This is a genomic window from Burkholderia sp. E168m15, assembly GCF_016586105.1.
GTDB classification, from domain to species: Bacteria; Pseudomonadota; Gammaproteobacteria; order Burkholderiales; family Burkholderiaceae; genus Burkholderia; species Burkholderia orbicola.
In genome coordinates, this window is sequence record NZ_BCPO01000156.1 from 1 (window position 1) to 13,100 (window position 13,100).

The 13,100-nt window shown below is 67.3% G+C and carries 12 protein-coding genes; all 12 read right to left on the reverse strand.

Annotated elements, in window-relative coordinates; all coding sequences use genetic code 11:
* Nucleotides 1–60: 60 nt before the first annotated feature.
* Nucleotides 61–1,251, reverse strand: a complete 1,191-nt coding sequence (locus JMF86_RS22720; protein WP_011694679.1) for an O-succinylhomoserine sulfhydrylase — start codon at nt 1,249–1,251, stop codon at nt 61–63.
* 260 nt (nt 1,252–1,511) lie between these two features.
* The gene (gene purF, locus JMF86_RS22725) at nt 1,512–3,044 is read right to left on the reverse strand and encodes an amidophosphoribosyltransferase (protein ID WP_006479327.1); all 1,533 of its coding nucleotides are present in this window, start codon (nt 3,042–3,044) and stop codon (nt 1,512–1,514) included.
* Nucleotides 3,045–3,095: 51 nt separating this feature from the next.
* Entirely contained in the window at nt 3,096–3,590 is a 495-nt protein-coding gene (locus JMF86_RS22730; protein WP_006479328.1) for a CvpA family protein, read from the reverse strand.
* A gap of 7 nt (nt 3,591–3,597) precedes the next feature.
* Nucleotides 3,598–4,434, reverse strand: coding sequence for an SPOR domain-containing protein (locus JMF86_RS22735; RefSeq protein ID WP_011548088.1), 837 nt, complete (start codon nt 4,432–4,434; stop codon nt 3,598–3,600).
* A gap of 29 nt (nt 4,435–4,463) precedes the next feature.
* Nucleotides 4,464–5,774 (reverse strand): bifunctional tetrahydrofolate synthase/dihydrofolate synthase, encoded by a 1,311-nt coding sequence (gene folC / locus JMF86_RS22740; protein WP_006479330.1) that lies wholly within the window; start codon nt 5,772–5,774, stop codon nt 4,464–4,466.
* Between the two features lie 100 nt (nt 5,775–5,874).
* Nucleotides 5,875–6,747: an acetyl-CoA carboxylase, carboxyltransferase subunit beta gene (accD, locus tag JMF86_RS22745; protein ID WP_006484412.1), complete on the reverse strand. Its 873-nt coding sequence runs from the start codon at nt 6,745–6,747 to the stop codon at nt 5,875–5,877.
* Between the two features lie 64 nt (nt 6,748–6,811).
* Nucleotides 6,812–7,627, reverse strand: coding sequence for a tryptophan synthase subunit alpha (gene trpA / locus JMF86_RS22750; RefSeq protein WP_011548089.1), 816 nt, complete (start codon nt 7,625–7,627; stop codon nt 6,812–6,814).
* Between the two features lie 88 nt (nt 7,628–7,715).
* On the reverse strand, nt 7,716–8,567 hold the full coding sequence (locus JMF86_RS22755; protein ID WP_011548090.1) for a site-specific DNA-methyltransferase: 852 nt from the start codon (nt 8,565–8,567) through the stop codon (nt 7,716–7,718).
* 9 nt (nt 8,568–8,576) lie between these two features.
* Nucleotides 8,577–9,770 carry a tryptophan synthase subunit beta gene (gene trpB, locus JMF86_RS22760; RefSeq protein ID WP_011548091.1) on the reverse strand — a complete coding sequence of 398 codons (1,194 nt, stop codon included), beginning with the start codon at nt 9,768–9,770 and terminating at the stop codon, nt 8,577–8,579.
* A gap of 54 nt (nt 9,771–9,824) precedes the next feature.
* The gene (locus JMF86_RS22765; protein WP_011548092.1) at nt 9,825–10,526 is read right to left on the reverse strand and encodes a phosphoribosylanthranilate isomerase; all 702 of its coding nucleotides are present in this window, start codon (nt 10,524–10,526) and stop codon (nt 9,825–9,827) included.
* Nucleotides 10,523–11,335 carry a tRNA pseudouridine(38-40) synthase TruA gene (truA, locus tag JMF86_RS22770; RefSeq protein WP_011548093.1) on the reverse strand — a complete coding sequence of 271 codons (813 nt, stop codon included), beginning with the start codon at nt 11,333–11,335 and terminating at the stop codon, nt 10,523–10,525. The genes JMF86_RS22765 and truA overlap by 4 nt, the downstream gene beginning before the upstream one ends.
* Nucleotides 11,335–13,100 (reverse strand): FimV/HubP family polar landmark protein (locus tag JMF86_RS22775; RefSeq protein ID WP_201317155.1); only part of this gene is annotated, 1,766 nt, incomplete at its 5' end. The genes JMF86_RS22775 and truA, both read right to left, overlap by 1 nt.

Sequence of the window (13,100 nt, forward strand, 5' to 3'; positions counted from 1 at the left end):
CGGGCCGCTCTTTCGAGCGGCCCGTTTTCATTGATGCCCAGCCAAAAAGTGCTATCTCGCTCAGCCGTCCAGACCACGCGCCAGATCGTTGCGAATGTCGCCCGCATGCTCCAGGCCGACCGCGAGGCGGATCAACCCTTCGGTGATCCCCGCCGCCGCACGCGCTTCCGGCGTAATCCGGCCGTGCGTCGTGGTGGCCGGATGCGTGATCGTCGTACGCGTGTCGCCGAGGTTGCCGGTGATCGACACCAGCTTCGTGCCGTCGATCACGCGCCATGCGTTCGCGCGCTGCTGCTCGGGCGTGTCGCCCTTCAGCTCGAACGACACGATCGCACCGCCCGCCTTCTGCTGACGCTTCGCGAGTTCATGCTGCGGATGCGATTCGAGCCCCGGATAGAACACGCGCGCCACCGCCGGATGCGAGTCGAGCCAGCGCGCGATCTCCAGCGCGTTCGCCGACTGCTTCTCGACGCGCAGCGACAGCGTCTCCATCCCCTTCAGCAGCACCCACGCGTTGAACGCCGACAGCGTCGGGCCCGCGCTGCGCACGAACGGGAACACCTTGCCCATGATGAATTCCTTCGAGCCGACCAGTGCGCCGCCGAGCACGCGGCCCTGCCCGTCGAGGAATTTCGTTGCGGAGTGCATCACGACATCCGCGCCGAGCTTCAGTGGCTGCTGCAGTACCGGGCTGCAGAAACAGTTGTCGACGACGAACAGCGCGTTCGCCGCCTTCGCGATCTTGCCGATGGCCTCGATGTCGGCGAGCTCGGTCAGCGGGTTCGACGGCGTCTCGAGGAAGAACATCTTCGTTTCCGGCCGCACCGCTTCCTGCCACGCGTTCAGGTCGGTCGGGTCGACGAAGGTCGTCGTGATCCCGAACTTGCTGAAGATCTGCGAGAACATCCCGAGCGTCGAGCCGAACAGGCTGCGCGAGCTGACGAGGTGGTCTCCTGCCTGCAGCGCGGACATCACGACCGACATGATCGCGGCCATGCCCGACGCCGTCGCGATGCACGCCTCGCCGCCCTCGAGCGCCGCGAGACGCTCCTGGAACATGGTGACGGTCGGATTCGTGAAGCGCGAATAGGTGAAATAGTCTTCCGAATTCGCGAAGCGCTCGGCCGCGTCGGCCGCGCTCGAGAAGCAGAAGCTCGACGTGAGGAACAGCGCTTCCGAATGCTCGTTGAAGTCGCTGCGCAGCGTGCCCGCGCGCACGGCAAGCGTGTCGAAGTTGAGGGAGTCGTCCATGTTCCGTTTTCCGTATTCGAGGGCCGCGCCGACGGTCGTTCATGAAGCGCGGACCCGGTCAAAACCGAGGCCAAAAAACAAAAAGCCCGCTATGCGTCGGCATCAGCGGGCTTCGGTGCGGTACGACAGCGATCGACTCGGGCCGGCTGCCGCCGGCCTTCGCTTTAGCTGTTTTGGGAAGTTGCCCCGCGTCCGCAAGCTGATATCAAATCGACGCAAGGCCACATCCTATCACGCCTCGATAAAAGCGTGCGCCGGCGTTACTCGACCGACAGTTGCAGGTTCATCTGCGAACGCTCGGTATCGCCGGCCGTATCGCGATCGGCCTGCGACGCCGGCGCGAGGCGCGCGCGCTCGATCGCATCGAGGTACTCGGGCGTCACCGCGCCGGTGATGTAGTTGCCGTCGAAACACGACGCCTCGAAGTGCTCGAGCTTCGGGTTGATGTCGCGCACCGCGCGGCGCAGATCGTCGACGTCCTGATAGATCAGGTGGTCGGCGCCGATGATCTTCGCGACTTCTTCGTCGGTGCGGCCGTGCGCGACGAGTTCGCCACGCGTCGGCATGTCGATGCCGTACACGTTCGGGAACTTCACGGGCGGCGCCGCCGACGCGAAGATCACCGACTTCGCACCCGCATCGCGCGCCATCTGCACGATTTCGTGCGAGGTCGTGCCACGCACGATCGAATCGTCGACGATCAGCACGTGCTTGTCCTTGAACTCGATGCTCATCGCATTGAGCTTCTGGCGCACCGACTTCTTGCGCACGGCCTGCCCCGGCATGATGAAGGTCCGGCCGACGTAGCGGTTCTTGAAGAAGCCTTCGCGATACTCGACGCCGAGCTTCGCGGCGACCTGCATCGCCGCCGGGCGCGACGAATCGGGAATCGGCATCACGACGTCGATCGGCACGTTCGGCAGTTCGCGCTTGATCTTTTCGGCGAGATAGTCGCCCATGCGCAGGCGCACGTTGTAGACCGGCACGCCGTCGAGGCACGAATCCGGACGGGCCAGATACACGTATTCGAACATGCACGGATTCAGCGTCGGGTTCTCCGCGCACTGCTGGCTGTGAAAATTGCCGGCCTTGTCGATGAAGATCGCTTCGCCCGGCTCCAGGTCGCGCACGAATTCGAAACCGATGCCTTCGACCGCCACCGACTCCGATGCGACCATCCACTCGGTGCCGTGCTCGGTCTCGAGCTTGCCGATGCACAGCGGACGGATGCCGAACGGATCGCGGAACGCGAGCAGGCCGTAGCCGGCGATCAGCGACACGATCGCGTACGAACCCTGCAGGCGGCGATGCACGCCCGAGACCGCCTTGAATACCGACGCCGGATCGAGCTCGAGGCCCGTGGTCGACAGTTGCAGCTCGTGCGCGAACACGTTGAGCAGCACTTCGCTGTCGGAATTGGTGTTGATGTGCCGGCGGTCGATCCGGAACATCTCGTCCTTCAGTTGCTGCCAGTTCGTCAGGTTGCCGTTGTGCGCGAGGATGATCCCGAACGGCGCGTTCACGTAGAACGGCTGCGCCTCGGCCTCGCTCGACGCCGAGCCGGCCGTCGGGTAGCGCACCTGGCCGATGCCGTAGGTGCCGGGCAGGCTGCGCATGTTGCGCGTGCGGAACACGTCGCGCACCATGCCGTTCGCCTTGTACATGTGGAAATTGCTGCCGTCCGCCGTCGCAATGCCCGCCGCGTCCTGACCGCGATGCTGCAGCAGCAGCAGGCTGTCATAGATCAGCTGATTGACCGGGGATTGGGAGATAACGCCTACGATGCCGCACATGGCATGTCCTTCAGAATGACAAAATCGGTTCCGTCCTGCCCGGCCGCGTCGTCACACGCGTACGTACTGGGCCATGCCGTCGGGCAAGAGCTGCTTCAGCTCGTGCACGCCCTGTTCGGCAAAAGGACGCAAGAGCGCATTGCGCCAGAAATCCTGTTTGGGCAGTTCGGTCAGCCCGGCCGCCGCGACCAGCAGCACCACCAGCACGCAGCCGCGGACGAGCCCGAACATCATGCCCAGCGAGCGGTCGACGCCGCCCAGGCCGCTCGCCTGCGCGATCCGCGACAGCAGCGCGTTCGCCACGCCGGCGACCAGCACGACGCCGATCACGAGCAACGCGAAGGCGATCACCCACTGCGTCAGCGCGCCGCCCGGCCAGTTCGCCGGAATGTACGGCACGACCAGCCCGACGTAGCGGCTCGCGATCACGATCGCCGCGATCCAGCCGATCAGCCCGAAAATCTCGGACACGAAGCCGCGCCACGCGCCGCGCAGCGCCGACAACACGATCACCGCCAATACAGCGTAGTCGAAAGCCGTCAGCATCGTGGCATTACTGCGTCAGACCGGCTTCGCGCACCTTCGCGATCGCGGCGGAAGCCGCCGAACGATCCGCGAACGGGCCGGCCCGCAACAGTGTAGCCGTGCTGCCGTCTGCCTGCTTGCGATGCTCGACATATGCGGGCACACCCGCCGATTTCAACTTGGTCGCCCACGAACGGGCCGTCGCGTCGTCCTTGAACGAGCCGAGCTGCACCGCGAAGCGCGCACCGGCCGGCGATGCCGGCGACGATGCGTCGCTGCTATCCGGGCTCGCGGCGCCGTCATTCGCGACCGTTGCGGGCGCAGGCTTCGGCGCGGCCGGTTTCGCGGCGGGCGCAGCCGGCTTCGGCGCGGGCTTCGGCGGCGTCACGCTCGCGGTGGTGGTCGTATCGGGTTTCGCGGCCGGCTTCGCGGCATCCTTAGGCGCGGGCGCCGGTGCGGCCGCAACGGCCGTGTCGGAGGCCGGCGGTTCGTCGTGCGCGACACCCGCCTGCACGTCGGACACATCGTCGTCGCGCGGCGCGACCGCCTGGTGCGCGGGGCGGTTCGGGATGTCGATCGCGATGTCGTCCGTGACCGGCTTCGGGTGCGAATCGAGCACCATCGGCAGCACGATTACCGCGGCCACGACGAGCGCGATCGCGCCGACAAGGCGACGGCGCGCGCGTTGCTTTTCTGGAAGGGTCGGATCGAGGAGCAGTGCATCCGATTCCGGACGCTCGGTGCGGCGCGAGCGGCGCTCGACGCGTTCAGTGCGCTCCGTGCGCACGTTCCGGGAGGCCCCGGTGCGACCGCCGCGCCGCGGGGGCGCGTCGTCGTCTTTCTTGCCGAACGAGAAAATTCCCATGAATGGCTGAGTCCGAAACTGCCCGTCAGTCAGTGTTGCTGCGATTTACGGTAGGCCAGCACGCCGGCAACCGTATGGAAACTGCCGAAAACCACGATTCTATCATTCTCGGATGCTCTTTTTAGCGCATCGCGAAACGCTTCCGCGGGCGACGCGTACCGCGTCACGCTCGAATCGGGCCCCTCCTCCACGCCGGCCTTGCGCAGCGCGGCTTCGAGCTGCTCCGCGGAGGCCGCGCGCGGCAGCGGCAGGTCGGTCACGCACCAGTGGTCGATCTCGCCCTTCAGGTGCTGCAGCACGCCGTCGATGTCCTTGTCGTGCATCGCGCCGAACACCGCGTACGTGTACGGGAAGAAGCCCATGTTGCCGAGGTTCTGCTCGAGCACGGCCGACGCATGCGGGTTGTGCGCGACGTCGAGCACGATCGCCGGCTTGCCGGGCAGCACCTGGAAGCGCCCCGGCAGTTCGACGTTGGCCAGTCCGAGCCGGATATCCTGCGCGGACACCGGCAGCACCGGGCGCAGCGCCTCGAGCGCGGCGAGCGCGGCCGACGCATTGATCAGCTGGTTCGCGCCGCGCAGCGCCGGATACGCGAGCGCCGGATAGCGCTTCTCGCGGCCGAGATAGCTCCATTGCTGACGCTCGGCGCCCGCCTGCGCCTCGTAGCGGAAATCGCGGCCGACCAGCCACAGGTCGGCGCCGATCGCTTCGGCGTGGTCGATCAGCGTCTGCGGCGCGGCCGGATCGCCGCAGATCGCCGGCTTGCCCGCGCGGAAGATCCCGGCCTTCTCGAACGCGATCTTCTCGCGCGTGTCGCCGAGGTATTCGGTGTGGTCGATGTCGATGCTCGTGACGATCGCGCAATCGGTGTCGATGATGTTGACCGCGTCCAGCCGGCCGCCGAGGCCGACTTCGAGGATCACCGCGTCGAGCCCGCGCGACGCGAACAGATGCAGGATCGCGAGCGTCGTGAATTCGAAATACGTGAGCGATACAGGTTCGGCCAGCGACGTGCGCGCGGCTTCGACGGCCTCGAAATGCGGCAGCAGCTCGTCGTCGGTCACGTTCTGCCCGTTCACGCGTGCGCGCTCGTTGAATTCGAGCAGGTGCGGCGACGTGTGGCAGCCGACCTTGTAGCCCGCGCGCACGAGGATCGTCTCGAGGAATGCGCAGGTCGAACCCTTGCCGTTCGTGCCGCCGACGGTGATCACCGGGCACGCGAATTCGAGCTGCAGCGCCGCCTTGACCTGCCCGATGCGGGTCAGGCCCATGTCGATGCCGACCGGGTGCGCGCGTTCGAGATGCGAAAGCCACGCGTCGAGAGTGGGAAAAGTGCTCATCGGATCAAATCTGGATCGGTACCGCCACTACGCCAAAAAAACGAAGCGCGCCGCCTGACGTTGAAGCCAGGCGACGCGCAGCGTCACAACCTTGCGCCGGTCAAGCCAGCGCGTCGGCCGGCTGTCGCTGCAGCAGTGCGAGCAACTGCGCGATCTCGTCGCGCATCTTGCGACGGTCGACGATCATGTCGATCGCGCCCGTCTTCAGCAGGAATTCGGCGCGCTGGAAGCCTTCCGGCAGCTTCTCGCGGACCGTCTGCTCGATCACGCGCGGGCCGGCGAAGCCGATCAGCGCCTTCGGCTCGGCGATCACGACGTCGCCGAGGAACGCGAAGCTCGCCGACACGCCGCCCATCGTCGGGTCGGTCAGCACCGAGATGAACGGCAGCTTGGCTTCGGCCAGCTTGGTCAGCATCGCGGTGGTCTTGGCCATCTGCATCAGCGACAGCAGGCTTTCCTGCATCCGCGCGCCGCCCGATGCGGTGAAGCAGATGAACGGTACGTGCTGTTCCAGCGCGTTCTGCGCACCGCGCGCGAAGCGTTCGCCGACGACCGAACCCATCGAGCCGCCCATGAACGAGAACTCGAAGCAGGCCGCGACGACGGGCAGCGTGTGAATCGCCCCGCCCATCACGACCATCGCGTCGGTCTCGCCGGTTTCGTCCATCGCTTCCTTCAGACGATCGGGGTACTTGCGGCTGTCCTTGAACTTCAGCGTGTCGACCGGCACGATTTCCTGGCCGATTTCATAGCGGCCTTCCGGATCGAGCAGCCCGTCGAGGCGCTCGCGCGCGCCGATACGCATGTGGTGATCGCACTTCGGGCACACGTGCAGGTTCGCGTCCACGTCGTTGCGATAGAGAACGGCCTCGCAGGACGGGCACTTGACCCACAGGCCTTCCGGAATGCCCTTGCGGCTTTTCGGGTCGGTCTGCTTGATCTTCGGCGGCAACAGTTTGTCGAGCCAGCTCATCGTATGGTTTCCTGTTCCGTGGCGGGGCGGGCCAACCGGCCCGTTCCCGCTTCCTGTGTTGTGTTTATCGCGCCGTGTTGCCCGCACCGTCCAGCGCAGCACGCAGCTCGGCGATGAAAGTCTTCAACGCGGCGGCGGCACCTTCCGGCGCGGCGCTCTCGAGCAGCTGCACGAGGCGGCTGCCGATCACGACGGCGTCCGACACTTCGGCCACCGCGCGCGCCGTTTCGGCGTCGCGGATACCGAAGCCGACGCCCACCGGAACCGGCACGCGCGACTTGATGGCCGGGATTTTACCTGCAATGCTCGAAACATCCAGATTTCCCGCGCCGGTCACGCCCTTGAGCGACACGTAATACACGTAGCCGCTCGCGATCTTGCCGACGTCGGCGATGCGTTCGTCGGTCGACGTGGGCGCGAGCAGGAAGATCGGATCGATCTGCGCGGCACGCATTTTCTCGGCGAATACGCCCGCCTCTTCCGGCGGATAGTCGACCACCAGCACGCCGTCGACGCCGGCCGCGTGGGCTTCGGCCGCGAATGCGTCGACGCCCATCCGTTCGATCGGGTTCGCATAGCCCATCAGCACGACGGGGGTTTTGGGGTCGGTTTCGCGAAAACGCTTCACGTCGGCGAGCACGCTCTTCAACGTGACGCCGCGCGCGAGCGCGCGTTCCGACGAGCGCTGGATCACGGGGCCGTCGGCCATCGGGTCCGAGAACGGCACGCCGAGTTCGATCACGTCCGCGCCGCCGGCGGCGAGCGCGTGCATGAATTCGACGGTTTTCGCGGGATCAGGGTCGCCGGCCGTGATGAACGGGATCAGGCCCTTACGGCCTTGTTCGGCGAGCGCGGCGAAGGTCTGCTTAATACGATTCATGATAATTTTCCTATGTCGACCGGAGTTAGCGCTTTAGCGCTTACTCCGGTCCCATGCAAAGCAGCATTCGGCGATGCGGCGGCGCGATTCACGCGCACGCCGGCGCGGCGAGCGCGCTCACGCGCTCGTGCGCGATCGCACAATAGCTTTCGTTGATCTCGTAGCCGACGAAGTCGCGCCCCTGCCGTGCGCAGGCCACCGCGGTCGTGCCGCTGCCCATGAACGGATCGAGCACGCGGCCGCCCGGCGGGCAGCTGGCGAGCACCATCCGCTCGATGATTTCCAGCGGCTTCTGGGTCGGGTGATCGACGCGCTCCGCGTGCTGCCGGTGCAGGCGTGAGACCGACCAGACGTCCTTCGGGTTGTAGCCCATCTCCAGCCACTTGCTGCCTTCGAACAGCTTGCGCGAGCGGGCCTTCTTCGTGTCGGCGTCGTACGGGATGCGGACCGGATCGAGATCGAAGTAATACGCCTTCGAAACCGCGAAAAAGCCGATGTTGTCGTGCACCGACGTGAAACGGCGCGTCGTGCCGCCCATGCTCGGCACGCGCCGGTCCCAGATGATCTCGTTGACCATCGTGAGCTGCGTCTTCAGGAAACTGAAGATTTCCGGCGCGTACTGCCATGTGCAGAAGATGTACATCGACCCGCTCGGCTTCAGCTTCGGAATCGCGAGCTCGAGCCACCCGCGCGTCCACGCGAGGAAATCGTCGCCCGAACGCTTGTCCGAATCGTTGCCGTAGTCCTTGCCGAGCCCGTACGGCGGATCGGCGACGATCAGGTCGATCGACGCATCCGGCAAATACGCGGCATGGGTCAGGAAGTCGCGGTTGTGCAGTTCGATACCGGACGGCAGCGCGCGCGGCGCGGCAGCGGCGGGCTGAACCGCCTCCGCCTCGCTCGCGGCGCCGCCGCCCGGCTCTTCGATCAGGTCACGCATCGGTCGGGGTCAGAGCTCGATGCCCGATCGCTCGGCGACCGTGTGCATGTCCTTGTCGCCGCGGCCCGACAGGTTGACGAGCAGGAGCTTGTCCTTCGGCAACGTCGGCGCGAGCTTCACGCCGTACGCGATCGCGTGGCTCGACTCGAGCGCGGGAATGATCCCCTCGATCCGGCAGCAGTCGTGAAACGCCTTCAACGCTTCCGCGTCGGTGATCGGCACGTACTGCGCGCGGCCGCTGTCCTTCAGCCATGCGTGCTCGGGACCGACGCCCGGATAATCGAGGCCCGCCGACACCGAATGCGTCTCGATGATCTGGCCGTTGTCGTCCTGCAGCAGGTACGTGCGGTTGCCGTGCAGCACGCCGGGGCTGCCGGCGATCAGCGAGGCAGCGTGATGGCCCGTGTCGAGGCCGTCGCCGGCCGCTTCGACGCCGATCAGTTGCACCGAGGTATCGTCGATGTACGGATAGAAGATGCCCATCGCGTTCGACCCGCCGCCGACGCACGCGATCACCGCGTCCGGCTGGCGGCCGGCGAGCTCGGGCATCTGCACCTTGCACTCGTCACCGATCACGCGCTGGAAGTCGCGCACCATCATCGGGTACGGGTGCGGGCCCGCGACCGTGCCGATGATGTAGAACGTGCTTTCGATATTCGTGACCCAGTCGCGCATCGCTTCGTTCAGCGCGTCCTTCAGCGTGCGCGAACCCGATTCGACCGGCACGACGGTCGCGCCCAGCAGCTTCATCCGGTAGACGTTCGCGGCCTGCCGGCGCACGTCCTCCGAGCCCATGTAGACGACGCACTCCATCCCGAAGCGCGCGCAGATCGTCGCGGTCGCGACGCCGTGCTGGCCGGCGCCCGTTTCCGCGATCACGCGCTTCTTGCCCATGCGCTTCGCGAGCAGCGCCTGGCCGATCACGTTGTTGATCTTGTGCGCACCCGTGTGGTTCAGGTCTTCGCGCTTCAGGTAGATCTGCGCGCCGCCGAGCATCTCGCTCCAGCGCTGCGCGTGATAGATCGGCGACGGGCGGCCGACGAAATACTTCAGCTCGCGCTCGAATTCGGCGACGAAGTCGGGATCGTTCTGGAACTTTTCATACGCCGCGCGCAGTTCGTCCAGCGCGTGAATCAGCGTCTCGGCGACGAACACGCCGCCATACGGGCCGAAATGGCCGCGATCATCAGGAAGGTTGTACATGGTGTCTCTCTCGATCGGTCGGTGTGCCCGCTTTGGGGGTCGCACCGGCTTGCATCACCCGGCGTCCGCTGCGCGCACCGCGCGTACGAACGCCGCCATCCGGGCGTGATCCTTCACGCCCTTCGCGCCCTCCACTTCGATGCCACTCGAGACATCGACAGCAAACGGACGCAACTGGCGGATCGCATCACCGACGTTTTGCGCGTTCAAGCCACCACTCAAAACGGCCCGACGCGCGAGCTCTGCGGGAATAAGAGACCAATCGAAGACCTTGCCGCTACCGCCGTAATCCGGCACCAAAGTGTCGAACAGGAGGCCGCGCGCTTTCGAATAATGAAGAGCCGATTCTACCAAATCGGCACGCTGCGTCGAGGGGCCGACGCGCACCGCGCGCAACCACGGCAGCCGTGCCGCGCGGCCGAGCGCGTCGCACTGCGCCGGCGTCTCGTCGCCATGGAACTGCAGCACCGTCAGTGGCACGTCGCGCACGACGGCTTCGATGTCGGCTTCGGTCGCATTCACGAACAGCCCGACCACCGAGACGAACGGCGGCGCGAGGCTCGCCAGCTCGGCCGCCTGCGCGATCGTCACCGCGCGCGGGCTCTTCGGGTAGAACACGAGGCCGATCGCATCGGCGCCGAGCGCCGCCGCATGCAGCACGTCCTCGGGACGCGACAGCCCGCACAGCTTGATGCGCGTGCGCGGCGCCAGGCCGGCCGCGACGGAATTCGAAGAAGACACGGCGTGCTCCGTCATGTTTGTGGGTCCAGATCCGCCCAGACGCTGCTCCACGGTACGCTGCCGAGCTGCGCGGGCGGGACGGCGAATTCCGCCGGATAGCCGACGTGGGCGAGGTACAGCCCGTCGGCCATAAACGTGGGCGCCGCGAGATTGCGGTCACGCCCGGCCAGCACGTCGGCGAGCCAGTCGGCCGGATAGCGGCCGCGCCCGACCGCGACGAGGCAGCCCATCAGGTTGCGCACCATGTGATGCAGGAACGCGTTCGCGCGGAAGCGGAAATGGATGAAATGCCCCGCGCGCCGCACATCGATCTGATACAGGTGTTTGACCGGCGTCTTCGACTGGCATTCCGACGACCGGAACGACGAAAAGTCGTGCTCGCCGATCAGGTGCGCGGCGGCGGCGCGCATCGCGTCGTCGTCGAGCGGCGTGTGGATCCAGCCGGCGCGCCCGGCCAGCATCGGCGAACGTACCGGATGCACGTACAGCGCGTAGTAGTAGGTGCGCTCGAACGCCGAGAAACGCGCATGGAACGTATCCGGCATCGGCTTCGCCCATTGCACCGACACGGTCGACGGCAGGAACGCATTGGTGCCGCGCACCCACGAGAACACCTCCCGCTCGAGATCGGTGTCGAAATGCACGACTTGTCCGAGCCCGTGCACGCCGGTGTCGGTGCGCCCCGCCACCGTCGTGTGCAGCGGCACCCGCGCGAATTCGGCCAGCGCATGTTCGAGCCGATCCTGCACGGTCTTGCCGTGCGGCTGCGCCTGCCAGCCGCAGAACGCCGCGCCGTCGTACTGGATGCCCAGCGCGATCCGCATCACGCCTCGTCCGCCAGTTTCGCGAGCAGCGCGCGTGCATCGTCGCGAGTCGCGGCGTCGTTCGCGTCGATCACTTCCTGCAGCAGCGTCCGCGCGCCGGACAGGTCGCCCAGTTCGACGTATTCGGCCGCGAGGTCGAGCTTGTTGCGGGCGATGCGCGCGAGCTCGTCCGCGGTGAGCGCGGGCAGCGCGGCGCCCGGCGTGGACGGCAGGTCGAGATCGAAGTCGAGCTTCAGCGCGCCGAACTGCGCGCCGCCGAGCGGGGGCAGCGATGTCGTCACGGGCGGGCTGCCAGCTTGGCCGGCGGGCGTCGCTGCGTCCGGGTCCCAATCGAACTCCTCGTCCTGGTCGGCGGGATGTTCCGGTGCCGGTTCACTCGCGCCCGTTGGCGGGTGCTGCGCGGATTGACCGTTAGTTGCGATTTTATCGACATCGGACTGCACTGCCCGCGCAGACGGTTCCTCCGCCGTCGACGATGGCTCGTCCGCCGTCCGCGGCGGCAACGGCATGTCGAGACTGTTGAGCGCGCTGATCGCGTTCTGCATCAGCGACGCGTGCTGCGCTTCGGTCGTCGCAGGTGCGGCGGATGCGGCGGTCGGGTCGGCTGGCTGGTCCGCTGCGGTGGTTTTTTCCGCCGGTTCTGCGTCGTGCGGAGCCTCGACCGGAGCCGGAGTCGCCTCGTTCGCAAGCGGCCCCGTAGCGTGAGCAGCCGGCAATTCGGGCGACCCGTCGTGCGGTGCCGCCACTTCGGGCACAGGCGATGTGTCCGCTGCGGGCGGCTCGATCGTCTCCGCCGCAGCGGCAGTCGCCGCGGCGAGGTTCAGGTCGGACGCCGCATCGCGTGCGACCGGCATCTCGGGCGTGATCGGCAGTTCTCGTTCGACAGACGACGCGGCTTCGGCTTCCGCAGCCACGGCACCGCCCCCTGCGGCCGCGGTCGCAACGGTACCCGCATCGTCAGCGCGGCGACCCTTGCGGCGCTTGCGCCATGCGAAGCCGGCCGCAAGCACGATCACGGCAGCGCCGGCCACGGCGACCGGGCGCCAGTCCATCTGTTCGGTACGCCGTGCAGGCGTCGCGACAGGCGCGACCCGTTGTACCGAAGCCGATGCCGATTGCGGCGCACTGGCTGCCACACCCGACGCGGCTTCGTCCGCCGTCGATGCCGCGGCCGATGCACCCGCGTCATTCACGGCCGGACGCGGCGTGGCGGGCACCGGAGCAGGCGCGACGCCGGTCGTCGTCGCCGGCTTGCCGATGCCGTGCTTCTGCAACTCCATCAGCACGCGATTCTTCAACGCCAGCAATTGCTGCAGGCTCGACGGCCGCGGCTGCGACGCACTCACGGCGGGCGCCGCGCCGGCCGGTTCATGCACGCCGGAAACCGGGCTACCCGGCACCGCCTGCCCCGCAGCCTCGCTCGCGGACGACGGCGCCGACTGGATCGCACCGCTCCACACGTGCGGGCCGCTTGCCCCGGCCGTGGACGCCGCCGGCTGCGTGCTTTCGACAGCCGACGCGCCATATGCGGCCGACGCGCCGATCGAAGCCGAAGCACCGCTCGAAGCCAACGCCCCCGCCGCCGTCGCCGTCGAGACGCTCGCCCCGCTCACCGGAGCCGCGTGCACGGCCGGCGCCACCGGCGCGGGTTGCACGGCCGAGCCGGGATGCGGCGCGGATGCGCCGTGCTGCGCGAGCGCCGCTCCGCCCGATGCGGCGGCGGGCGCGGAAGCAGCCGCCGCACCGGAGGCAGCGGATGCGCCGG

What these genes read in the sequence shown, in the direction of transcription:
- JMF86_RS22720 (WP_011694679.1), bottom strand. Translation starts at nt 1,251, where the DNA reads ATGGACGACTCCCTCAACTTCGACACGCTTGCCGTGCGCGCGGGCACG.
- purF (WP_006479327.1), bottom strand. Translation starts at nt 3,044, where the DNA reads ATGTGCGGCATCGTAGGCGTTATCTCCCAATCCCCGGTCAATCAGCTG.
- JMF86_RS22730 (WP_006479328.1), bottom strand. Translation starts at nt 3,590, where the DNA reads ATGCTGACGGCTTTCGACTACGCTGTATTGGCGGTGATCGTGTTGTCG.
- JMF86_RS22735 (WP_011548088.1), bottom strand. Translation starts at nt 4,434, where the DNA reads ATGGGAATTTTCTCGTTCGGCAAGAAAGACGACGACGCGCCCCCGCGG.
- folC (WP_006479330.1), bottom strand. Translation starts at nt 5,774, where the DNA reads ATGAGCACTTTTCCCACTCTCGACGCGTGGCTTTCGCATCTCGAACGC.
- accD (WP_006484412.1), bottom strand. Translation starts at nt 6,747, where the DNA reads ATGAGCTGGCTCGACAAACTGTTGCCGCCGAAGATCAAGCAGACCGAC.
- trpA (WP_011548089.1), bottom strand. Translation starts at nt 7,627, where the DNA reads ATGAATCGTATTAAGCAGACCTTCGCCGCGCTCGCCGAACAAGGCCGT.
- JMF86_RS22755 (WP_011548090.1), bottom strand. Translation starts at nt 8,567, where the DNA reads ATGCGTGACCTGATCGAAGAGCCGGGCGGCGGCGCCGCGAGCGAGGCG.
- trpB (WP_011548091.1), bottom strand. Translation starts at nt 9,770, where the DNA reads ATGTACAACCTTCCTGATGATCGCGGCCATTTCGGCCCGTATGGCGGC.
- JMF86_RS22765 (WP_011548092.1), bottom strand. Translation starts at nt 10,526, where the DNA reads ATGACGGAGCACGCCGTGTCTTCTTCGAATTCCGTCGCGGCCGGCCTG.
- truA (WP_011548093.1), bottom strand. Translation starts at nt 11,335, where the DNA reads ATGCGGATCGCGCTGGGCATCCAGTACGACGGCGCGGCGTTCTGCGGC.